Source organism: Aquimarina latercula DSM 2041 (genome assembly GCF_000430645.1).
Lineage (GTDB): Bacteria > Bacteroidota > Bacteroidia > Flavobacteriales > Flavobacteriaceae > Aquimarina > Aquimarina latercula.
On record NZ_KE387185.1, the window covers coordinates 45,828 to 68,574 of the forward strand.

The following is a 22,747-nucleotide window of genomic DNA, read 5'->3' on the forward strand; positions in this document are numbered from 1 at the left end:
TATACTTGTAATTCATAACTAGCTGATTTTAATCAATCATGAAATATTACAAAACTGACAGACTTAAATTACGCGCTGCAACTATAGAAGATGCTGATTTCTACCTAAAACTTCTAAATAGTCCTAAATGGATTCAAAACATCGGAGATCGCAATGTAAAAACCACTAAAGACGCAGAAACTTATATTACAGAAAAAATGACCCCTCAATTAGAGAGATTAGGGTATTCAAATTACACCGTAATTAGAAAATCTGATAATATAAAAATTGGTTGTTGCGGATTATATGACAGAGAAGGTATTGAAGGCGTAGATATCGGTTTTGCTTTTTTACCAGAATTCGAAAAAAAAGGGTATGCCTATGAAAGTTCATTTAAAATAAAAGAAATTGGAATTAGTAAATTTGGAATTAAGAAAATTAGTGCTATTACAATACCAGAAAACACATCTTCACAAAAATTATTAGAAAAACTAGACTTTACTTTTATAAAAATGATCAAAATTCCAAACGATGATGAGGATCTTATGTTATATGAATATCAAATAAATTCCTAAAAATTTTTGGTATAAGAATTCTCTAAATTGATACAATTATGAAAAACATCACATTTGTTTTATTTATAGCGCTTAGCGTCGCGCTCACGGGATATATTCCAATTCATAAGTCAAGTATCCAGAATAAATTTTTAAGTCATGAAATAGACCTAAAACATCAGTGTTTAAAATTTTATTGGAAAGATAAGTATGGAAAAAACTTCAAGAATTTTCAAAACCTTAAAACTGAATTGCACAAAGATCATAAGGAATTGGTATTTGCCATGAATGGAGGTATGTACAACAAAGATTTATCACCACAAGGATTATACATAGAAAACGGAGTGGTAAAATCCAAGATAGACACTCTCAAAAAAGGTTACGGAAACTTCTACCTACAACCAAACGGTATATTTTATATAACCAAGGATAACAAACCTATTATTATTCCTACCAATAATATTAAAAAACTTGATCATATCGCTTATGCAACACAGTCTGGCCCAATGTTATTGATTAATGGAAAAATTCATTCTAAATTTAATCAAGGCTCTCCTAATGTTCATATTAGAAATGGAGTTGGAATTCTACCAAATGGAAATTTACTTTTTGCAATCTCTAAAGAAAAGGTCAATTTTTACGATTTTGCTAGCTATTTTAAAGAGAAAGGATGTAAAAATGCTTTATATCTTGATGGTTTTGTTTCTCGAGCATATTTACCATCTTCCAAATGGGAACAATTAGATGGCAACTTTGGTGTAATCATCGCAGAAGTCAAGTAATTAAAAATAAAAAACCTGTTAAACATTATAGGCTAACAGGTCATTCATCGCGACTTGGGGAGGTTGCGATTAATTAACAACAAAAAATCACATAACAAAAATTATCTTTTTTGTTAAAACAAAAATACTTTCTTTGCTAAATACATACAGTTAGAAATCAATTCGATTGTAGGTTTAACTGATTTCTGTAAACGATTTATACGCTTTTTCATAATAGGGCAATGTGTGAGGGTTAAAACTTAATTAAAATTTTAAAAGAGAACAATAATAAAACTGTACTTCTTTATAGGGAATGCTAATATGCAAATTATTTTTCAAAATAACGTTTAAATGCCATTAAAATCGATAAAAAACACAAAATTTTAACATTTGTTAAGGATTTAATAGAATTTACAGGTTAAAGCAAAGGTTTAGGTAAGTAAAAACAACAGTCTTAAAGTAGGTTTATTCTTACAAATTAACTGTTTTATAACCTTTTTTACACATAACGTATTATTATTTGATTTATTATTCGTTCGTAATTATTTAATAAGCGTTTAGAATTATATAGTATCTGATTAAATCAATCCAAAATCATTTCTGGCACATTTCCTTCAATTATTAGGCTCCCCTCTGTTGCATTTTGTATGTCTTCGACACTAACACCAGGAGCTCGTTCTAACAATTTAAACCCCTTATCTGTCACTTCTAAAACTGCCATATTGGTCACTATTTTTTTTACACAACTTACTCCTGTTAAAGGCAACGAACATTTTTTAAGTAACTTAGAAGCTCCTGCCCTATTCGTATGCATCATTGCCACTATAATATTCTCTGCACTAGCCACTAAATCCATTGCTCCACCCATTCCTTTGACCATTTTGCCAGGGATTTTCCAATTTGCAATGTCTCCATTCTCAGCAACTTCCATAGCTCCTAAAATAGTTAAATCAACATGCTGTCCCCGTATCATATTGAAACTTGTAGCAGAATCAAAAAAAGAAGCTCCTGGCATTGTCGTAATAGTCTGTTTACCAGCATTTATAATATCTGCATCCTCTTCTCCTTCAAATGGGAATGGCCCCATTCCCAAAACTCCATTTTCACTCTGAAACTCCACTTCTATACCTTCTGGTATGTAATTAGCTACTAACGTAGGAATTCCAATTCCAAGATTTACAAAATACCCATCTTCCAACTCCTTAGCGATACGTTTTGCTATTCCATTTTTATCTAGCATAATATATTTTATTATAATATTTATTTGAAATGTATATAATTTAATAAGGAAAAACTTACCTCTTACGCACTGTACGTTGTTCTATTCTCTTCTCATAATTATCTCCTTGGAATATTTTTTGAACAAAAATTCCTGGTATATGAACCTGATCAGGATCAAGACTTCCTACCGGAACCAATTCCTCCACCTCGGCAACAGTAATTTTCGCAGCACCACACATACAAGGATTAAAATTCCTGGCAGTTCCCTTAAAAATAAGATTACCTGCTTCATCGCCTTTCCAAGCTTTTACAAAAGCGAAATCTGCTTCAAAAGCTTTTTCAAGTATATACATTTTACCATTAAACTCTCTGGTTTCCTTTCCCTCTGCTACTTCTGTTCCATAACCAGCAGGTGTATAGAATGCAGGAAAACCTCCTTGCGCAGCTCTACATCTTTCTGCTAATGTACCTTGCGGAATAAGTTCTACTTCTAACTCTCCACTTAACATCTGGCGTTCGAATTCTTCATTTTCTCCAACATAAGAAGAAACCATTTTTCTTATTTGTTTTTGCTGTAACAAAAGTCCTAAACCAAAATCATCAACACCGGCGTTATTAGAAATACAGGTTAATCCTTTAATATTTTTCTTTACCAATTCTGCAATAGAATTTTCAGGTATTCCACAAAGACCAAAACCTCCTAACATAAAGGTCATATTATCTTTTACTCCTTCTGTAGCTTCAACAACTCCAGCCACTGTTTTACGAATCATAGTGTTTAATTTTTAGCAGATTAAAAGTACCAAAAAAAACAGTACTAAAACGTTTGAATACTTATAGTTTTAGAAATAATTTAATTTTTTATAAAGGAAATTAAAATTGGAATTCGTCTTGTACCTTATCCCTAGTTTCATAGATTTCACAATCTAACTGTACAGATAAATTTATAGGCTTTACAAATTCAGACTTAGACACTTGTAAACTTGTATCCTGATAACATTTTTGCATATACAGTGCCCATATTGGAAGTGCCATAGAGGCGCCACTTCCATAAGTTATAGATTCAAAATGTATTGATCTACTATCTCCGCCAACCCATACTCCCGTACAAAGATTAGGAACAATTCCCATAAACCATCCATCACTATTATTTTGAGTAGTTCCAGTTTTACCAGCTATTGGATTTTCAAACTTATAAGGGTGTCCTGTAATAACATTTTTATAAAGATATTGATTCGAAGCATCCGTTCTTAACGACCTACCTGATCCAGTTTCTGTAACACCTTCCATCAAATTAAGTGTTATATACGCTGATTCTTTGCTAATAACATCCTTACGTTCAGGAAAATTATCATACAACAAGGTTCCGTTTTTATCTTTGATATGAGAAACTATAAACGGTTTTATATATATTCCTTCATTTGCAAATGCACTATACGCACCAACCATTTCGGAAAGCTTTATATTTTCTGTCCCCAACGCAATAGAAGCTACCGCATTTATTTCTGATTGAATTCCTAGTTTTCTCGTTAAATTAATCACAGTTTCCGGACCAATTCTATCCATTAATCTTGCAGAAACTGTATTAATTGATTTTGCCAACCCATTTTTGAGTGTTACTGATCCAATATAATTACCGTCTGTATTTGTTGGCGTCCAATCCTGACCAGATACTCCATGTTTTCCCACGGGTATAGTAATTTTAGCTCTTGGTACTTTATAGCAAGGAGAATACTTTAATTGATCCACTGCTGTAGCATATACAAATGGTTTAAAAGTAGAACCAACTTGTCTTGCGCCCTGATCTACGTGATCATACTTAAAATATTTATTATTAATTCCTCCAACCCAAGCTTTTACCTCTCCAGTTTGAGGATTCATCGACATTAATCCTGTGTGTAAAAACCTTTTATAATACAAAATAGAATCTCTTGGCGTCATAATAGTATCAATAACACCTTTCCAAGAAAATACTTTCATCTTGGTTTCTATATCGAAAGAAGCAAGAATTTCGTCTTCACTTTTGCCATTATCCTTCATTACTTTTCTTCTAGTCGAATTTCTAATAGCTCTATTTACAATGTCATCTTTTTGTTCTTTAGAAATCCCTCTAAAAGGAGTCGTACTATTTGTTATTTCTTGTTTATTAAACTCTTTTTGGAGATTGGTCATATGTTCTTTAACAGCTTGCTCCGCATATTTTTGCATTCTCGAATTTACAGTTACATAAATTTTAAGACCATCCTGATATATATTATGATATTCTAGCTTTCCATCTTCATTCTCGCCAATAGGATTATCTTTTATCCAATCCTCCACAAATTCTTTCACTTCTCTCCTAAAATAAGTTGCAGTACCTTCTGCATATCCTTCTGGCTTGTAATCAAGTTTTATTGACAACTTCTGTAAACTATCTTTTTGTTTATTTGTCAAATATCCATATTTGGCCATTTGGCTTAACACTATATTTCTTCTATCAATAGCATTCTCTAATCTTGTTCTTGGATTATATATGGTCGCACTTTTAAGCATACCTATTAATACGGCTGCTTCCTCTATTTTAATGTTTTTAAGTTCTTTATTAAAATAAATTCTAGAAGCAGATCCAATACCTATTGCTTGTCTAGCAAAATCATATTTATTTAGATACATTACAATAATTTCGTTCTTGGTATACTGTTGCTCTAAACGTGCCGCTATTACCCACTCTCTGATCTTTTGAGTGTACTTATCTATATTTTTTGATCTAAGACCAATGAAAAGTAACCTTGCTAATTGCTGCGTAATTGTACTTGCTCCTCCCTTACTTCCTAAAGATGCAAAAGCTCTAAATGTCCCTCTTGGATCAACACCAGAATGTTCATAAAAACGGACATCTTCTGTAGCAATTAATGCATCAACTAAATGCTTTGGTAAATCATCATACTTTATTGGATTTCTATTTTCGTTGGGCTTAAAAATAGTTCCTAATTGAACACCATCAGAAGAAATAATCTGAGAAGCAAGATCATTTCTAGGATTCTCTAAATCCTCAAAAGTCGGCATCTCTCCTAAAACACCCCAACTAGCCAAAAGAAACAAAAAAGGGACAGTAATAACTGCTACAATAAAGCTAACCCAGAAATATTTAATATACCTCCGTTTATCCGAAAACGATATTTTTTTACTTGTAGTTATTTTAGAATAAGATTTCTCCATTTTATAACTAATGGATTTATTTACCTAAAGACCAAACTCATCTTCTATTGGATCTTCTATTTTAATGTTTTTCTTAAACTCCTTACAATCTACCTCTATTGTTAAATTTTCTGGCTTTTTAAACGCTGCTTTCGATACTTTAAGCGTTTTGTCTTCATAACACTTCCTCATATATAAAGCCCAAATTGGCAATGCCATTGTAGCTCCTTGACCATATCTTGTAGAATTAAAATGTGTAGCACGATCATCTGCACCAACCCAAACACCGGTACATAAATTAGGAACTATACCCATAAACCAACCATCACTTTGATTCTGCGTTGTACCAGTTTTACCTGCAATTGGATTTGTAAATTGATAAGGATATCCTGTTACCACATTCTTTAAATCATATCTATTGGAAGGTCCTGATCTAAGACGAGCCCCGGATCCTGACTGCGTTACCCCTTCTAATAGATTTAGTGTTACATAAGCTGCTTCTTTACTAATAACATCTCTCGTTTCTGGCTCAAATTGATATAAAGTGGTTCCATTTTTATCCTCAACACTAGTGATCATAACGGGTTTATTATAAATCCCTTCATTAGCAAACGTACCATATGCACCAACCATCTCAGACAATTTAAGATCCACCGAACCTAATGCAATAGAAGCAACTTCTATAATCTCAGATTCAACACCAGATTTTTTAGCGAGTCTTACGATAGGTTCTGGCCCAATTCGATCCATCAAACGTGCAGAAATTGTATTTACCGATTTTGCCAAAGCCTCTTTAAGACTAAGATAACCCGTATATTTTGCGTCACTATTTTTTGGTGTCCAATCTTCCATTACACCATGCGATCCTGCAGGAATTGTAATCTGTGACATAGGTAATGTATCACAAGGAGATAATTTAAGTTGATCAATTGCCGTAGCATACACAAAAGGTTTAAAAGTAGAACCCACCTGACGTGCTCCTTGATACACATGATCATACTGGAAGTGTTTTATATCAACACCTCCGACCCAAGCTTTAACCTGCCCAGTTTGAGGTTCCATCGACATCATACCAGATCTTAGAAAACTCTTATAATACAAAATCGAATCTCTAGGAGTCATAATAGTATCGATATACCCTTTCCAGGAAAATATTTTCATCTCTGTCTTAACATCAAAAGATTTTAAAATTTCCTCCTCACTTTTATTCTGGGATAACATTTTCTTTCTCCTAGCCGAACTACGAATAGCTCTTTTTATAATTCCATTTACTTCTTGTTTAGTAAGATCTCTAAATGGTGCTGTTTTATTCTTAAGTTCTTGCTTATCAAACTCTTTTTGTAAGTTAGACATATGCTCATGAACAGCTTCTTCTGCATATTTTTGCATTCTAGAATCAATGGTTACATTAATTCGTAATCCGTCTCTGTAAATATTATAAAATTGCTGGTTTCCTTCTTCATCTTCTCCTTTTGGATTCTTTTTAACCCAGTTACCCATCCAACTTCTTACATACTCTCTAAAATAAGTAGCAATTCCATCAGAATGCCCTTCTGGAGCATAATCTAAATTTAAAGGTAATTGCTGTAAACTATCTTTTTCTTTAGTAGTTATATATTCATATTTTGCCATCTGAGACAAAACAACATCTCTCCTATTTTTCACTAACTCTGGCCTTCTTAAAGGGTTAAAGAGCGAAGAATTCTTAAGCATACCGACTAATACAGCAGCTTCTTCTTTTTTTAGCTCCTTTGGAGTTTTATTAAAATAAATTCGTGAAGCAGAACTAACTCCAATTGCTTGATTTAAGAAATCATACTTATTAAGATACATAGCCATGATCTCATCTTTAGTATACTGTCTTTCTAATCTTGCAGCAATTACCCATTCCTTAATTTTCTGGGTATACCGTTGCCAACCTTTGGATCTAGTACCTGTAAAAAGCAATTTTGCCAATTGCTGGGTAATTGTACTTGCACCACCTTTTTTACCTAGGAAGGCAAAAGCTCGAATGGTTCCTCTAGCATCAATTCCTGAATGATCATAATATCTAACATCCTCAGTCGCCACTAGTGCATCCACCAGATTAATGGATAAATCCTCGAAACTTACTGGTGTTCTATTTTCCTTAAAAAAAGTTCCTATTTGTTTTCCATCAGATGAAATAATCTGCGTTGCTAAATCATTTTGTGGATTTTCTAAATCATCAAAACCAGGCATCTCTCCAAAATACCCCCAACTTGCAAACAAGAAAATTAGGATTACTAAAAATATTCCTGAAGCAAAAGTGATCCAAAACCACTTAATATATTTAAGTACACTAATTTCTGGGGTTTTTGACTTTTTCCTAGTCGCTTTGGGTGTTGCTTTAGCCATTTTATTTAGGATTTTGTGCAAATTCGATTCTAAAACCTATATCTGTAATTCCTTCAAGAGAACTTATACCATACGTCTCTCCATTTTTTCTCATTGCGTGTTGCAAAGTAATTTTATAAATTCCTTTTTCATTGAAATTTACATTCTCTTTATACCACAACTTACTTTCTTTTACATCGGAAAAACCAGTTCCAAGCCATTCTCCATTAGATGCTGCCATATCATATTCTAAAGTATCTGCAACTATTTTTCCATTAGGAAACTCCATCTCACTAATCAAAAAGATATTACTATATCTATAGTCATTTGTATTCCTAAGATTAATAAACAAATCATACGATTGTAATGAATCTAATACCGGTAAATCAAATGTGATTTTTTCATCTTTTTCCCAAGAACTCGATACGGTTTTATATTCATCAAAAACACGGGTGTCGTCACAAGAAGACAACACTATAAAAAGAAAAACCAAAGTTAAGAATCTAAGATTTATCATTATTCTTGCGTTGCTGTGGTTTACGTTTCCTATTATTACGTTGGTTATTTTTTTTCCTATTCGCATTTTTGCTTTCAGGAGTATTTGTATTAGTTTTTGATTTTGATTTTGATTTTTGAGAAGTAGATTTATTCTTTTCTACTACAACCTTGTTTTTATTTCTGTTTCGGTTTTTATTTCTCCTTCTACTTCTTTTTGGTTGATCAAAACGTGTTAAACTATCTTGTCCTACAACGTTCTCAAAATCCACTTTAGTATCTTCAATTAATTCTGAAGCAAATTCTTCAAGGCTTGCAACCTTCTCTTTCTTTTTATTAGCGTCAATGATTTCATTTGCGTGATCAGCAGAGATTTTATGCCAATTCATCCATTCTCCTTCATAGGCATACCATAAATAGCCTTTGAATATATCAATTTTCTGACATACTGCAGTACCCTTTTCTGTTTGTAATTTTATCTCTGTTTTAGGAAATTCATTTAAAGCATCTATATAAGCGTCTAATTCATAATTAAGACAGCACTTTAATTTACCACATTGACCAGCTAATTTTTGCGGATTTAGGGATAATTGCTGGTAACGCGCAGCACTTGTATTTACAGATCTAAAATCAGTAAGCCAAGTAGAACAACATAATTCACGTCCACAAGAACCTATACCACCCAATCGTGCAGCCTCTTGTCTAAAACCTATTTGACGCATCTCGATCCTAGTACTAAACTCTTGGGCGAATTCTTTAATTAATTGCCTAAAATCCACACGTTCCTCTGCAGTGTAATAAAAAGTACATTTAGAACCATCTCCCTGAAACTCAATATCCGAAATCTTCATTTGGAGTTTTAGACGAATTGCAATTTCTCTTGATCTTACTTGTATAGCTTGTTCTCGATCTCTAGCCTTTTGCCATATATCGATATCTTTCTGAGATGCTTTTCGATATATTTTTTTAACATCTTCACTATCGATATCTACTTTTTTCTTCTTCATTTGAATACGTACCAACTCTCCAGTAAGTGTAACAATACCTACATCATGTCCGGGAGAAGCCTCTGTAGCAACAATATCCCCAATACTCAAAGAAAGATTTTCTGTGTTCTTGAAAAAACTTTTTCTTCCGTTTTTAAAACGAACTTCTACACAATGAAAAGGTGCTACACCACCTGGCAGTGACATATTAGATAACCAATCAAAAACAGTTAACTTATTGCAACCATCTGTACCACATGTACCATTATTCTTACATCCTTTTGGTTGTCCGTCTTTCCCGGAGGAACAACTACTACACCCCATATTCTCTTGCTATATTGAAATTTGTCTATGACTAGTCATAACAAATATGATTCTTACTCAGATCAGATGCTCAATACATCCGACATCTTAATCGATAAAGATACTATGATTTCTGTTAAAACCATAGTATCTAAATCATTTTAGTATTATTGCTTATATTTCAGTACTTCTGAACGCCCTTTTTTAAAGATCTTATTGCTATTGCCTTTACCCTTTCTTAAAGCTTTCTGTTCTTCATATGGTAAACTATTTATTTCTTGACATTCTGTAGAACAACAACTATCCATTTTGGATGCACATTCCTCACACTGGATGAACAATAAATGGCACGCCTCATTTTCACAATTAACGTGGGTATCACAAGGTTTTCCGCACTGATGACAATTAGAAATAACATCCTCAGAAATTCGTTCGGATCTTCGGTGATCAAACACAAAATTCTTGCCTAGATATTTATTTTCTAATCCTTTTTCTTCTACTTGTCTGGCATACTCTATAATCCCACCTTCTAACTGGAATACGTTTTTAAAACCTTTATGCTTATAATATGCACTAGCTTTCTCGCATCTAATCCCGCCAGTACAATACATTACCAATTTTTTATCTTCTTTATGATTTTTTAAATCTTCTTCAATTATATCTAAAGAATCTCTAAATGTATCTACATCTGGAGTTATTGCTCCTTTAAAATGTCCTATTTCACTTTCATAATGATTACGCATATCAACTAAGACCGTATCAGGATCTTCAATCAACTGATTAAACTTGTCTGCATCTACATGAACTCCTTTATTAGTAACATCAAAAGTTTCATCATTTAAACCATCTGCCACAATTTTTTTACGAATCTTTACTTTCAATTTTAAGAAAGATTTGATATCCTGCTCTCTTGCAATATTCAATCGAACATTTTCTAAGAAAGAGATACTATCTAAGTGTTTTTTAAAGGCTTCAAAATTTGGAGCAGGAACGGATAACTGACCATTAATTCCTTCTGTAGCGACATAGATTCTTCCTAAAACATCTAGTTCATCCCAATGTATAAAAAGGTGATTTCTGAAAATCTCAGTATTTCCGATATGTGCGTATTTATAAAAAGAGAGTGTAAGACGATCAGTACCTGCCTCATCAATAAGAGCAGCTCTCTCTTTTGCACTTAATTTGTTGTACAGTTGCATGCTATACTAATTTTTTAAGTTAAAAAGAATTTATTTTAATTTCTGCAAAAGTACAAATCATGGTTTAATATACAAGGATTGTATCGTATAGGAATAAAAAATGCCTTGAAAACCACTTCAAGGCATTTTTTGGGCTAATTCGTTATTTAATTAATTTACTTAATCTAAAACGACTAAAAATTAAATAACGAAGCTAGCCACCTTCTACTATACAATTACTAATAGAAGTAATCGTACACCCAACAAGGTTATGTCTTACGACTCTTTTAAGAAATTTCATCTACATCCTCCTTCTTCACTGTTTGTTCTAGTTTTGCTTTCTATGTAGATGCAGAAAAATAAAAAGGGTTGCGTTGCGAATTAAAAAAATATCAAAATCCCATTTTATTGAATGAATAATCATTGTTAATAAATTAGTTAGATAAGTACAATTTTTAAAATGTTTATGCAAAAAACTTATAGTATTTTAGCCATTATCAATAACAAAAGAAAGTGAGCGCATGAGTACTGAAAAAGAAAAAGATGCAAAATTAAAAGCGTTAAAACTAACTTTAGACAAGCTAGACAAAGCATACGGGAAAGGTACCGTAATGAAGATGGGGGACGATGCAGTTCAGGAGGTAGAAGTTATATCGACAGGATCACTTGGATTAGATTTAGCTCTAGGAGTTGGGGGTTATCCAAGAGGTAGAGTAATAGAGATATTTGGACCTGAATCTTCTGGTAAAACAACCTTAACATTACACGCAATTGCACAGGCTCAAAAAGGAGGTGGAATTGCTGCTTTTATAGATGCAGAACACGCATTTGATCGTTTTTATGCAGAAAAACTAGGTGTAGACATAGACAATTTAATTATCTCCCAACCAGATCATGGTGAGCAGGCATTAGAAATTGCTGATAATTTAATACGTTCGGGAGCAATTGATATCATAGTTATTGACTCAGTAGCTGCATTAACTCCTAAAAGTGAGATTGAAGGAGAAATGGGAGATTCTAAAATGGGTCTTCATGCAAGATTAATGTCTCAAGCATTAAGAAAACTGACAAGTTCTATAAGCAAGACCAACTGTACTGTAATCTTTATCAACCAGCTTCGTGAAAAAATCGGAGTAATGTTTGGTAATCCTGAGACTACTACGGGTGGTAATGCTCTTAAATTCTATGCTTCAGTTAGATTAGACATACGTAGGTCTACTCAGATTAAAGATAGTAATAGTGCTGTACAAGGAAATAAAACCCGAGTAAAAGTCGTAAAGAATAAAGTTGCTCCACCATTTAGAACTGCTGAGTTTGATATTATGTATGGTATGGGAATTTCTAAAACTGGTGAAATTATAGACATCGGTGTTGATTATGAAATTGTCAAAAAGAGTGGTTCGTGGTTTAGTTATCAAGACACAAAACTTGGACAAGGTAGAGATGCTGTAAAGAACCTATTAAACGATAATCCAGAACTTATGGAAGAACTGGAAGAGAAAATCAAAGAAGCTATCAGCATTGTAAATGAATAAATTACAATAGTATCCTATAAAAAAATCCCGGACATCCGGGATTTTTTTATACCTTATATCGAAGTTTCATCTAATATCAATCCTTCTAAAAATAGTATTCTCGTTAAAAAACTATCATCTAAACGCAACCATATCTATATCTAAACATCTATCTAATAGAATTTGGTATGTAAACCCCAAAATTAGTGGTATGAAAAATATAAAAATAATAGCACTATTCATTTTTACAATTTGTTTATCCAGCTGTTTGAATGATGATGATGCAGGAATCAATTTTTCTTATGAATTAGTTCCAATTGAAGAAGTAAGTATTCCCGACCAATTTGTAAGAGGAGACACCTATGAGATTACAGCATCTTACTTTAGACCTTCGGATTGTCACTCTTTTAGTGGATTTGATTATGATAGAGTTTCTAATGAGCGAACTGTATCCGTAGTAAATGTAATAGTTAATGATCGTACTTGTGAAAATCTCGAACAAACTGATTTAGTTGATGTATCCTTCAACTTTTTAGTTGGGTTTGAAGATTCATATATATTTAGATTCTGGCAAGGTAGAAATGACCAAGGAGAGAATCAATTTTTAGTTATGGAAATTCCCGTAGTGGAATAATGATTTCATAAATTCTGTTAATCAAAACAAAAACTGTTAGTGAGTTTAGACCAACTCATAAAAAAGTGTAAAAAACAAGATGCCAAGGCACAAGAACAACTGTATAGATTATACGGCAGTAAATTATTTTCCATCTGTCTAAAATATTCTAACAGCTACCCTAATGCCGAAGACACCTTGCAGGACGCTTTTATTACAATTTTTGACAAAATAGAGCAATATCGAGGTAAAGGTTCATTCGAAGGGTGGATAAAAAGAATCACCGTAAATACTGCTTTACAAAAATATCGTAAACAAAAGGTTTTTGAAATTATTGGAGAAGAACAGATAGAAGAGGTAGAAGTAGAAATCGATGAAGATACGGTTTCATTAGATTATTTATTAGAAATCATCCAACAATTACCAGATAGGTATAGACTAGTTTTTAATCTATATGTATTAGATGGATATTCTCATAAAGAGATCGCAGAAATGTTAGATATTTCTACAGGTACTTCTAAATCTAATTTAGCAAGAGCCAGAAATATTTTAAAAGAAAAAATAGAAACCAATCAAGAACATCACGTTCAATCAATTGAAGGATGAAGATGAGTGATAAAAAAAATATAGACAGATTATTTCAGGAGAAGTTCAAAGATTTTGAAGTTTCTCCTAATGATGAGGTGTGGAAAAAAATTCAAGCTCGAAAAAACAAAGATCGTAAACGAGTAATTTTTATACCATTTTGGTATCGTATTGCTGGTGTTGCAGCTATCCTAGCAGTTATTTTATCCGTGGGATCTGTATTTGTTACAGATGACTCAACAAAAGAAACTATTGTAAGTACCGAGGAAGAATTGAATGACATAAAGCCTTTGTCTTCTGAGAAGCAAAATTTAGATTCTAAAAACTCTGATGATGCACTTGTTAATACTTCAGATAATAATGAATTTGACTTCAATGATGAAACTTCAGAAAGTAATAAAACAAACAACCAGGCCATTACTGAAAACTCTTTAACTAATGACAATAAAGAAGAAGAATCTTCAAAAAAATCAGAAGGTAAAAATACTTTTACCACTAATTCTTTTAAAAACCCTCCAGTAAATAAAAACAATACTGAAGGAATAACAAATATCAACGAAACAAAAAAGGAGATTGATAATATTAATGATGATTACCTCAGAAAAGATCAGACTATTTCAAAACAAAAAGTAACTAACACCGGTTCAATAACAGATATACAGAAAACAAATACTCCGCAGAAAAATACAGAAGAAAAACTTTCTGAATTTAAGAAAACAAATATTGAGAATACTATTGCAGATAATGCAATATCGTCAGGCAATAAAAAACAACAAGTCACTGATAATAAAGACAACACAAACTTTAAAGATTCTGAAGACTTTATAAAAAACACAGAAGAAAGTATTGCAAATAATACGGAGATCAATAAAAATAGAGAAACAGAGAAAACAGTTTCAGATGAAGTAATAGATCAAGACCTAGACAATGGCAAAAAATCAATCTTTGACGCTATAAAAGAAAAAGAAGAAAAAGAAGCAGCTATAGCTAAAGCAGAGTCTAAAACAATCAAAAGATGGAATATAGCTCCTAATATAGCACCTGTTTACTACGATTCTTTTGGTGGTTCTTCCATAGACTCCCAATTCTCTGACAATAATAAACAAGGGGAAGTAAATCTTAGTTATGGAATACAAGTTGCATATGCCATAAATGAAAAATTAATTTTACGATCAGGTGTTAGCAAGGTTGATGTTGGCTACAATACCGAAGATGTTGGTTTTGGAATTGCCTCATTAGGAAGAGAAAATGGATTAAGCAATACCCAAAGTATAGTTGTCTCTGATTATCAAAATGGATCTGTTAGTTTAGCGCCTCCTCCAGGAGACGTTAACAGCGAAATTTTAGTGAAATCTCAGAATCCAGGATTACTTAATCATAGTATTGGATACATAGAAGTTCCTTTAGAACTTAAATATGCACTAACCAACTCTAAAGTTGGAATTCATATGATTGGTGGAGTTAGTACTCTATTTCTGGAGGATGATGAAGTATCTATTATTGCAGGTAGTTTTAGAAACGAAAATGTGAGCAGAGAGCAAACTGTCAATGATATTAGTTTTAGCGGTAATATTGGTATAGGATTTGATTATAAGTTATCTGATAAGTTTAAAATTAATATGGAGCCTATCTTCAAATATCAATTTAATGGTTTCAAAGACAGTGCAGACAATTTTAAACCATATTATTTTGGTATTTATACAGGAGTAAGTTTTAGGTTTTAAAAACAATGAAAAAGAAAATAACTAAAATGTGTTTTAGGTTATTTTAGTTGGTTAGGTTGAATTATTGCTCTAGGGAAGCAATGATGACAAAGCTGTTTCTGGGGAGAAGCAGCTTTTGTTTTTTTATAATTGATTGGATTTTAACTTATCCAAAATAACATTTCGTGCTATCATATTCAATTCTTTCTTACGTTCTTGAGTAAATCCTTCTGTCAAAATCTCTTTATGAACATAAGCTCTCATCTTACCAGGACTTCCGCTAAAGAAGGTGTAGGAAAATCTTCTTTTATTATCCAGAAAGGTTAAAGGAAGTATTGGGATTTGGTGATCGATCGCTAATCTAAAAGCTCCATCTTTAAACTCATCTAATAAAACCGACTCATCCTCAGGCACACCACCTTCTGGAAAAATACAGATACTTGTTCCATCTTTTAGTCTTGCCTGAGCACGATCAAAGACTTCTTTTCTGCTTTTTTGACTACTTCTATCTACAAGAATACAAGTTCTCTTGTAGAAAAAACCGAATATTGGAATTTTCGCTAGTTCCTTTTTACCTACAAAAACAAAAGGATTCTTTACACAATATAACATTAACATGATATCTGCCATAGAAGTATGATTAGCAACAAACATATAGCTTCTTTGCGGATCTATTTTTGTTTCATTTTTTACTCTCGGTATAAACCCACTACCATACAAAACTATTTTAGCCCAAAACCTAGCCACAACAAAAAACTGTGCGTACCATTGTTCTCTTGAAGTTAGTATTAAAAGAATAGGAAACAGAATAATGATAGGAATTCCCATCATTATATAAAACCAAATACGCCAAAGAAGAATTAATATATTCCTAAGGACAACCATAAGCGCAAAAATACACAATTGGTTTGAGGTATCTGAACAAAAAAATTACCTTTGCCGGAAACTAAAAATTACTATGGCAAGAATTTTAACCGGAGTCCAGAGTACAGGAACACCTCATTTAGGAAACTTATTAGGAGCTATCATTCCTGCAATTCAAATGGCTAATCAGCCGGAGAATGATTCTTTCTTATTTATTGCAGATATGCATTCTCTTACTCAGATTAAAGATGCTAAAACACTAAGAGAGAACACCTACTCTACTGCTGCTACCTGGTTAGCATTTGGTTTAGATATAGAAAAAACGGTGTTTTATCGCCAGAGTGATATACCACAAGTAACAGAACTATCTTGGTACCTAAGTTGTTTCTTCCCATACCAGAGATTGACCTTAGCTCATTCTTTTAAAGACAAAGCAGATCGATTAGAAGATGTTAACGCAGGTTTGTTTACTTATCCTATGTTAATGGCAGCTGATATATTATTATATGATGCAGATATTGTACCTGTTGGAAAAGATCAGGAACAACATATAGAAATGACTCGTAATGTAGCAGAACGCATGCACAATCAGGTTGGAGAACTTTTTGTACTACCAAAGGCGCAATTTCAAAAAGAAACTATGTATGTACCAGGAACAGATGGTGCAAAAATGAGTAAATCAAAAGGTAATACAATCAATTTGTTTTTACCTGATAAAAAATTACGAAAAGATGTCATGTCTATTAAGACCGATAGCACACCTTTAGAAGAACCTAAAGACCCTGATACTTGTAATGTATTTGCAATATATCAACTAATAGCCACTAAAGAACAGCTATCAGAAATGCGTGCTAATTATTTAGGTGGTAATTATGGATATGGTCATGCGAAACAAGCTTTATATGAACTATTAATTGACAAATTCTCTGAAGAACGTAAACGCTACACATACTATATGGAAAACCTAGCGGAAGTAGATAAAGCTTTAGCCATTGGTGCTAAAAAAGCTTCAGAAGTTGCCAATAAAGTACTTTCTAGAGTGCGTGAAAAAGTTGGATATTAAATATCTTTGATTCATTTTAGAATTAATAATTTCTAAAACAAAACTTAAAAAATGCAATCTCTTTATAAGTAGATTGCATTTTCTTTTTATAGTTATTCTTTAGAATCTCTTCTATATATCTTAATTAAGCTTTCATTTTTTCTTAATACTAGAAAGAATTTGTGTATGATTAGTTACAGGTTAAAGAACTAACTTAGTAAATAATCCTTTGCCAAAACAATTAGCTATCGCAAAATATTAGGCAACTTTTTCCTCGTTTTTTTCGTAAGTTCAAGTTCAGGATATTTATTACCTAACTCCAATAAATCAGAGTGTTCATCTAATAAATACAAGTCAAAAAATTGTAATACTATTTTTGTAGTTACCTCATATGTTTTCCTTGGATTTATTGTTCCTGCTTCATTTATAAATTGTAAATTAATCATTAACGGAATATCCATAAAACTAGAATGTCCAGAATTCTTGATTTTAGCATTGTAAAAATCAGAAGAACTTCCATTATGATATGCCTGTATGTTTAAATTTGGGTGTGAATCATCCCATTCAGACGAAATTAAAGCAAATGGTTTGGTCATTATTGTATCTATCATTTTTCCCCATTGCATACCATCCACGTTAATTCCTGCTTTTATTCTGTCATTATCAAGTAATGCTTGACCTGCAGCTGCACCTCCTTGAGAATGCCCAAATACGCCAATTTTCGTTGTATCAAGATGGTGTGCTAAAAAAGAAGATGTGTTCCATTTTTTTAATTCATCTATAACCAAAGAAATATCGTTGCTATATCGCTCAGTTAGTTCAGCGCCGTAATAATTTAAAATAAGATTGTGAACAGTACTAAATTGTTCTTCTGGTGTTGTTGCCTTATTATAGTTTTGCATGGCATTCCAAGCCATTTCAGCCATTTCTTGATTATTCTGTTTTCTGTCGTATTCAGAATTAAAAAGCTTTATTTCTCCATCAGGAAAAAGTGTTCCCGTACTTTCATATGTATGATTTATATTTAAAACAATGTACCCGTGACTTACAATTTCTTCTATCAAAGCATAGTAGCCCGAAGCTTGAGAATAGCTCCCATGAGAAAAAATTAATACAGGGAATTTACCTGTAGCTACAGATGGCTTAATATATGTATGCGTTTTGACAATATCTAAATAATTAAATATGGTTTTAGGCAACCCATGTTTTACTGCAAAGCTCACTCTGTCCCCGTCATTAAGATAAGGTTCTGCTTTCTCATTATCTAGGATTGCAGGATACCATGCCTTTATCATCAATTCTCTTTTATCTCCTATATCAGAAGTCATTATTTCATCTTGGGTTGATTTTAAGTGAATATATTGAGAGCCAATATTGTATTTTCCAGTAGGTTTTGGCAAGTTAAAAACAGGTAGAATATAGGGTAATACCCAACTAAATAACAATAGTAAAATTAATACTATTCCTCTTATAGTTTTTCTAATCCAACCTCCATTAAAAAATGGATATTCTTTATACAAACACCAACCTAAAATTAGAACTAATAAGTAAGTAGGAATCATTTGCCATCGGTATCCTTCAAAAACAAAATGTAAAACAGTGATGCCTCCAATAATCAACAAGGGGATTTTTTTGTTTAATCGATAGCCTTTTGTTGAAATGTAAAAAGGAAAAATTGTGCTAATGGTAAGTAGAATGATTTCTAGAATTCTCATAAAAAAAATTAAAAGATTATTTCGCAAGATTCTTAATTTAATCTATTAGTAAAGTTAAAATAGACAGACTACTCTTTTAGGGAACCTTTCTACAGAATTAACCATTTCTAAGGTATCCTATTTGTTTAAAAAACAAAAATTAAACTAAAATATTAGTTTGAACTAATATTTTAGTTTATATTAGCAACCTCAAACTAAACTCTTAGTTTGGATCTGTAAAAAATAGACAAATGAAACAATTAACAAAAGCTGAAGAAGATATTATGAAAATTCTATGGAATCTGAATGAAGGGAGTGTTCTATCCATACTCGATGAATTACCAGAACCAAAACCAGCTTACAATACTGTTTCTACAATCGTTAGAATACTAGAAGATAAGGGTTTTGTAAACTATCGTAAAGAAGGACGAATTCATATCTACATTCCACTAGTTAAAAAGACAGAATATAGTAACCAAAGTATTAACAAGTTAATCGATGGTTATTTTCAAGGTTCTTTTAAAAGTATGGTATCATTTTTCATGAAAAAAAATGATATCAGTATCGCAGAAATGGAAGAAGCTATGAGAGAAATAAACAAAGAAGAAGAATAATATGATACATTATATACTACAAATCATAGCGTTTCAACTACTATTTTTAGTAACCTATGATCTATTTCTTAAGAAAGAAACATTTTTTAACTGGAATCGCGCATATCTATTAATTACTCCTATTCTTAGCTTTTTATTGCCTTTGATTCGGTTAGACTTTATAAGACAATTTATACCTACAGCATATAGTATCCAGTTACCAGAAGTACTCATTACAAACTCACCTATGCAGGTTCATCTATTACCAGAAATTGTAATCGGATCAGAAAGTGAACTATCTAACTACTTTTCAATAATACCAATTATTGGATATTTATGGTATATAGGAATTACAATTAGCGTATTTCTATTTCTTTTTAAAGTATATAAAATATCCAGACTAAGGCGTTCCGGAAACAAAGTACATACTAAAAATATCACTCTAGTTTCATTACCAAATACTGATACTGCATTTTCATTTTTCAATACAATATACATCGGTAATGATCTTTCTGAAATTAAAAAAAGTAATGTCATTATACATGAAAAAATACATGTAAGAGAATATCATTCTCTTGATTTAATTTTCTTCGAGATATTACGAATTATACTCTGGTTCAATCCATTGGTATATATCTACCAGAATAGAATAGCTACACTTCAGGAATACATTGCCGATTCTGAAGCAATAGCCGAAACCAATAAAAAAGACTATTACCAAAACCTATTATCTCAGGTTTTTCAAACAGAAAAAATTTCATTTATAAATACATTTTTCAATCATTCTTTAATCAAAAAAAGACTTGTTATGTTACAAAAATCAAAATCAAAAAAAGTTTATCTATTAAAGTACTTACTTCTTATTCCGATCATCAGTTCAATGCTTATCTATAGTTCTTGTTCGGAAGATTCACGTACAATAGAAAGTAAAGAAGTACCATTAACAACCCTTACACAAAGAGCCGAGTCCTTGTTAAGTAAAATAAACAGTGAAGGTACTTACTCCGAAGAAAGCAAAGAACTGTTTTCTATTCTTATGCAAGACATTGGAAATATCTCGGATGATCAATTAAAATCTGAAAAGATGGAAGTTTTTCAAAACTTAATCCAGACTATTACGAAATTAACCCCAGAGATTACTCAAAAAGAAGAAATAGAAGGCGTACCATTTATAAAAGCAGATGTTGTTCCTATTCATCCTGATTGTACTCACTTAACCGGAGAAGATGCTAAAAAGTGCTTTTCGCAGAAAATATCACAACATATTGGTAAAGAGTTTGACACTAAAATTGGTAATGATATTGGGCTTAATGGAAGATTAAGAATATATGCTAGATTTAAAATAAATAAAAACGGAGAGATTGAAGACATTCAGGCTAGAGGTCCACACAAGAAATTAGAAGAAGAAACTCTTCGCGTCATAAATACATTACCTAAAATGACACCTGGAATGAAAGATGGAAAAGCGGTAAGCGTTCTATACTCTTTACCAATAGTTTTTGAGATAAAAGAATAAAATAAACTCTTAGAATAGGCAATTTTTCTTTAAAAGCTAATAAAAAAACACTAACCATCCTAGAGGCCTAGTCTCGAGGGTGGTTAGGTTTAAGCATCAATTATCGAAGTTTATGAAAAGAATAATTTTTCACATAATTTTCCTTGGTTTTATCTGTAATAGCTATGCACAGTCAAAACCATTATCAAAAGAAACTAAAGATTATTTAAAAAAGCAATTAGAAATAGTTTTTATGAAAGATCAATTGTTTAGAAAATTATATAAACAGGCAGAAGAACAGTTTGGTAAAGAATCTAATGAAATGGACTATTTTTGGGAAGTCGTCGAAAAACAAGACAAACTTTTGGAAAAAGAGGTCATTTCGATTATTGACACTTATGGCTGGTTAGGGATTTCAGAAGTTGGTCGATTAGCCAATACCACTTTATGGGGGGTTTTACAACATGGTTCGATTTCGTCAAAAGAGAAATATGCACCATTATTAAAAGAATCAGTACTACAAAAAGAATCCCAACCAACTCATTATGCTAGGCTTATTGATAGAATGTTAATTAACTCTAATAAGTCCCAACTTTATGGAACACAATATGAGTATAACTCTAAAGGAAAAATATCTTTTTTACCAATTAAAAGTCCTGAATCGATAAACAAAAGAAGAAAAGAAATTGGACTTAATTCAATTGAAGATTTCTCTAAATCAAAAAATATTCCTTGGACAATTCCTCAAAAAAAATGAAAAAGACATTTATAATCGTATTGCAACCGTAAAGTTGATTTATGATAACTAGGTCGAATACCTACAATTAATTAAACTAGATGGTCATTAGGAAATTATAAATTTACTCTGGCAATATAAAGATGTAAGAAGATATGGCGAATAAGTCCTTTTACCTATCTACTCACATAACATAATTACAATAATAACCTGATTAGAGAGTTACTCTAACCAGGTTTATTTATTACCAACATTTTCACTAAATATTAGCGTTTGAAACCTTTTTCTACTGCTAAAATAACATTATAAGTTCCGTTCTCTTTATTATGAATCACAGGATATTCGCCAGCTTTTACTACATTACCTTGTAATCCCAATTCTTTGGAAGTCTCTGCATCCAAGACTAATGATTCCTTTACTGTAAAAACATTATCCTTAAATAAACCTTCCTCTTGATAAAATTGTAATCCCGCTATTTCTTCGTTTAATGCAAATGGCATAGCAGTTTCTCGTGGATCAATATCTAATTCTAGTTTATCTCTAAAAGAAAGAAAATCTCTAGGATCTATCTTTTCATAAATTATCCATGGATCAAAAATATCTATCCAACAAGGCACAATCCAACAAGGATCCACGATGATAGGGATACATATTCTCTTTACACCACAAACTCCATTAAATTGTGAGTAGCAATTACCTCGAAAGTTAAGCCCTCTTTCGAAAATGTAATAACATCGCCAAACAATGCCCCATTTACCCTGAACATCTGTTTCATTATCAATAAGATCACCTGTTACATTTTCATTTGCTTCCTCTACGCTTCCTTTTTCGCAGGAAAAGAACATGCTTGATAGTACTATTACCGCTAAAAAAAATACTTTTTTCATATTATTTGGTTT

The 22,747-nt window shown here is 32.0% G+C and carries 20 protein-coding genes; 10 read left to right on the forward strand and 10 right to left on the reverse strand.

What is annotated here, in order from left to right:
- Positions 1 to 38 precede the first annotated feature (38 nt).
- On the forward strand, positions 39 to 554 hold the full coding sequence (locus tag H526_RS0118140) for a GNAT family N-acetyltransferase (RefSeq protein WP_027394298.1): 516 nt from the start codon (positions 39 to 41) through the stop codon (positions 552 to 554).
- A 38-nt stretch (positions 555 to 592) separates the two neighbouring features.
- Positions 593 to 1,315 carry a phosphodiester glycosidase family protein gene (locus H526_RS0118145; protein ID WP_035086026.1) on the forward strand — a complete coding sequence of 241 codons (723 nt, stop codon included), beginning with the start codon at positions 593 to 595 and terminating at the stop codon, positions 1,313 to 1,315.
- 562 nt (positions 1,316 to 1,877) lie between these two features.
- Here H526_RS0118145 and H526_RS0118150 read toward each other — a convergent pair.
- From H526_RS0118150 to trhO, 7 genes are all read right to left on the reverse strand, one after another.
- Positions 1,878 to 2,534, reverse strand: a complete 657-nt coding sequence (locus H526_RS0118150; protein ID WP_027394300.1) for a CoA transferase subunit B — start codon at positions 2,532 to 2,534, stop codon at positions 1,878 to 1,880.
- A 55-nt stretch (positions 2,535 to 2,589) separates the two neighbouring features.
- Positions 2,590 to 3,288 (reverse strand): CoA transferase subunit A, encoded by a 699-nt coding sequence (locus tag H526_RS0118155; RefSeq protein ID WP_027394301.1) that lies wholly within the window; start codon positions 3,286 to 3,288, stop codon positions 2,590 to 2,592.
- Positions 3,289 to 3,388: 100 nt separating this feature from the next.
- Positions 3,389 to 5,713: a transglycosylase domain-containing protein gene (locus H526_RS0118160; RefSeq protein ID WP_027394302.1), complete on the reverse strand. Its 2,325-nt coding sequence runs from the start codon at positions 5,711 to 5,713 to the stop codon at positions 3,389 to 3,391.
- A gap of 24 nt (positions 5,714 to 5,737) precedes the next feature.
- On the reverse strand, positions 5,738 to 8,068 hold the full coding sequence (locus H526_RS0118165) for a penicillin-binding protein 1A (RefSeq protein ID WP_027394303.1): 2,331 nt from the start codon (positions 8,066 to 8,068) through the stop codon (positions 5,738 to 5,740).
- Position 8,069: 1 nt separating this feature from the next.
- Positions 8,070 to 8,564, reverse strand: coding sequence for a gliding motility lipoprotein GldH (locus H526_RS0118170; RefSeq protein ID WP_027394304.1), 495 nt, complete (start codon positions 8,562 to 8,564; stop codon positions 8,070 to 8,072).
- A complete protein-coding gene (locus tag H526_RS0118175) occupies positions 8,551 to 9,852 on the reverse strand; it encodes a PSP1 domain-containing protein (protein WP_027394305.1) in 1,302 nt (433 codons plus the stop codon). Before H526_RS0118175 ends, H526_RS0118170 begins: the two co-directional genes overlap by 14 nt.
- Before the next feature lie 146 nt (positions 9,853 to 9,998).
- A complete protein-coding gene (gene trhO, locus H526_RS0118180) occupies positions 9,999 to 11,030 on the reverse strand; it encodes an oxygen-dependent tRNA uridine(34) hydroxylase TrhO (protein ID WP_027394306.1) in 1,032 nt (343 codons plus the stop codon).
- 500 nt (positions 11,031 to 11,530) lie between these two features.
- Here trhO and recA point away from each other — a divergent pair, with 500 nt between their 5' ends.
- The 4 genes from recA to H526_RS31070 all read left to right on the forward strand — a co-directional run bounded on the left by recA (position 11,531) and on the right by H526_RS31070 (position 15,445).
- Positions 11,531 to 12,544: a recombinase RecA gene (gene recA, locus H526_RS0118185; protein ID WP_027394307.1), complete on the forward strand. Its 1,014-nt coding sequence runs from the start codon at positions 11,531 to 11,533 to the stop codon at positions 12,542 to 12,544.
- 190 nt (positions 12,545 to 12,734) lie between these two features.
- On the forward strand, positions 12,735 to 13,157 hold the full coding sequence (locus H526_RS0118190) for a hypothetical protein (protein WP_027394308.1): 423 nt from the start codon (positions 12,735 to 12,737) through the stop codon (positions 13,155 to 13,157).
- 39 nt (positions 13,158 to 13,196) lie between these two features.
- Positions 13,197 to 13,742 (forward strand): RNA polymerase sigma factor, encoded by a 546-nt coding sequence (locus H526_RS0118195; RefSeq protein ID WP_027394309.1) that lies wholly within the window; start codon positions 13,197 to 13,199, stop codon positions 13,740 to 13,742.
- 2 nt (positions 13,743 to 13,744) lie between these two features.
- Entirely contained in the window at positions 13,745 to 15,445 is a 1,701-nt protein-coding gene (locus tag H526_RS31070) for a hypothetical protein (RefSeq protein ID WP_155839730.1), read from the forward strand.
- Between the two features lie 123 nt (positions 15,446 to 15,568).
- On the opposite strand, the gene H526_RS0118205 is transcribed toward H526_RS31070, so the two are convergent.
- Positions 15,569 to 16,309 carry a lysophospholipid acyltransferase family protein gene (locus H526_RS0118205; RefSeq protein ID WP_035086029.1) on the reverse strand — a complete coding sequence of 247 codons (741 nt, stop codon included), beginning with the start codon at positions 16,307 to 16,309 and terminating at the stop codon, positions 15,569 to 15,571.
- 73 nt (positions 16,310 to 16,382) lie between these two features.
- Here H526_RS0118205 and trpS point away from each other — a divergent pair, with 73 nt between their 5' ends.
- Positions 16,383 to 17,351 carry a tryptophan--tRNA ligase gene (gene trpS / locus H526_RS0118210; RefSeq protein WP_027394312.1) on the forward strand — a complete coding sequence of 323 codons (969 nt, stop codon included), beginning with the start codon at positions 16,383 to 16,385 and terminating at the stop codon, positions 17,349 to 17,351.
- Between the two features lie 224 nt (positions 17,352 to 17,575).
- On the opposite strand, the gene H526_RS0118215 is transcribed toward trpS, so the two are convergent.
- The gene (locus H526_RS0118215; RefSeq protein ID WP_027394313.1) at positions 17,576 to 19,045 is read right to left on the reverse strand and encodes an alpha/beta hydrolase family protein; all 1,470 of its coding nucleotides are present in this window, start codon (positions 19,043 to 19,045) and stop codon (positions 17,576 to 17,578) included.
- Between the two features lie 230 nt (positions 19,046 to 19,275).
- Here H526_RS0118215 and H526_RS0118220 point away from each other — a divergent pair, with 230 nt between their 5' ends.
- The 3 genes from H526_RS0118220 (at position 19,276) to H526_RS0118230 (ending at position 21,869) form a co-directional block, all read left to right on the forward strand.
- Positions 19,276 to 19,638, forward strand: coding sequence for a BlaI/MecI/CopY family transcriptional regulator (locus tag H526_RS0118220; RefSeq protein ID WP_027394314.1), 363 nt, complete (start codon positions 19,276 to 19,278; stop codon positions 19,636 to 19,638).
- Position 19,639: 1 nt separating this feature from the next.
- Entirely contained in the window at positions 19,640 to 21,133 is a 1,494-nt protein-coding gene (locus tag H526_RS0118225; protein WP_027394315.1) for a M56 family metallopeptidase, read from the forward strand.
- A gap of 112 nt (positions 21,134 to 21,245) precedes the next feature.
- On the forward strand, positions 21,246 to 21,869 hold the full coding sequence (locus tag H526_RS0118230; RefSeq protein ID WP_027394316.1) for a DUF6624 domain-containing protein: 624 nt from the start codon (positions 21,246 to 21,248) through the stop codon (positions 21,867 to 21,869).
- A gap of 245 nt (positions 21,870 to 22,114) precedes the next feature.
- Here the strand turns inward: H526_RS0118230 and H526_RS0118235 are convergent, their stop codons facing one another.
- A complete protein-coding gene (locus tag H526_RS0118235; protein ID WP_027394317.1) occupies positions 22,115 to 22,735 on the reverse strand; it encodes a hypothetical protein in 621 nt (206 codons plus the stop codon).
- Positions 22,736 to 22,747 lie beyond the last annotated feature (12 nt).

Bases quoted from the DNA above. Each gene is read 5' to 3' on its own strand.
- H526_RS0118140 (WP_027394298.1), top strand. From the start codon at position 39: ATGAAATATTACAAAACTGACAGACTTAAATTACGCGCTGCAACTATA.
- H526_RS0118145 (WP_035086026.1), top strand. From the start codon at position 593: ATGAAAAACATCACATTTGTTTTATTTATAGCGCTTAGCGTCGCGCTC.
- H526_RS0118150 (WP_027394300.1), bottom strand. From the start codon at position 2,534: ATGCTAGATAAAAATGGAATAGCAAAACGTATCGCTAAGGAGTTGGAA.
- H526_RS0118155 (WP_027394301.1), bottom strand. From the start codon at position 3,288: ATGATTCGTAAAACAGTGGCTGGAGTTGTTGAAGCTACAGAAGGAGTA.
- H526_RS0118160 (WP_027394302.1), bottom strand. From the start codon at position 5,713: ATGGAGAAATCTTATTCTAAAATAACTACAAGTAAAAAAATATCGTTT.
- H526_RS0118165 (WP_027394303.1), bottom strand. From the start codon at position 8,068: ATGGCTAAAGCAACACCCAAAGCGACTAGGAAAAAGTCAAAAACCCCA.
- H526_RS0118170 (WP_027394304.1), bottom strand. From the start codon at position 8,564: ATGATAAATCTTAGATTCTTAACTTTGGTTTTTCTTTTTATAGTGTTG.
- H526_RS0118175 (WP_027394305.1), bottom strand. From the start codon at position 9,852: ATGGGGTGTAGTAGTTGTTCCTCCGGGAAAGACGGACAACCAAAAGGA.
- trhO (WP_027394306.1), bottom strand. From the start codon at position 11,030: ATGCAACTGTACAACAAATTAAGTGCAAAAGAGAGAGCTGCTCTTATT.
- recA (WP_027394307.1), top strand. From the start codon at position 11,531: ATGAGTACTGAAAAAGAAAAAGATGCAAAATTAAAAGCGTTAAAACTA.
- H526_RS0118190 (WP_027394308.1), top strand. From the start codon at position 12,735: ATGAAAAATATAAAAATAATAGCACTATTCATTTTTACAATTTGTTTA.
- H526_RS31070 (WP_155839730.1), top strand. From the start codon at position 13,745: ATGAGTGATAAAAAAAATATAGACAGATTATTTCAGGAGAAGTTCAAA.
- H526_RS0118205 (WP_035086029.1), bottom strand. From the start codon at position 16,309: ATGGTTGTCCTTAGGAATATATTAATTCTTCTTTGGCGTATTTGGTTT.
- trpS (WP_027394312.1), top strand. From the start codon at position 16,383: ATGGCAAGAATTTTAACCGGAGTCCAGAGTACAGGAACACCTCATTTA.
- H526_RS0118215 (WP_027394313.1), bottom strand. From the start codon at position 19,045: ATGAGAATTCTAGAAATCATTCTACTTACCATTAGCACAATTTTTCCT.
- H526_RS0118220 (WP_027394314.1), top strand. From the start codon at position 19,276: ATGAAACAATTAACAAAAGCTGAAGAAGATATTATGAAAATTCTATGG.
- H526_RS0118225 (WP_027394315.1), top strand. From the start codon at position 19,640: ATGATACATTATATACTACAAATCATAGCGTTTCAACTACTATTTTTA.
- H526_RS0118230 (WP_027394316.1), top strand. From the start codon at position 21,246: ATGAAAAGAATAATTTTTCACATAATTTTCCTTGGTTTTATCTGTAAT.
- H526_RS0118235 (WP_027394317.1), bottom strand. From the start codon at position 22,735: ATGAAAAAAGTATTTTTTTTAGCGGTAATAGTACTATCAAGCATGTTC.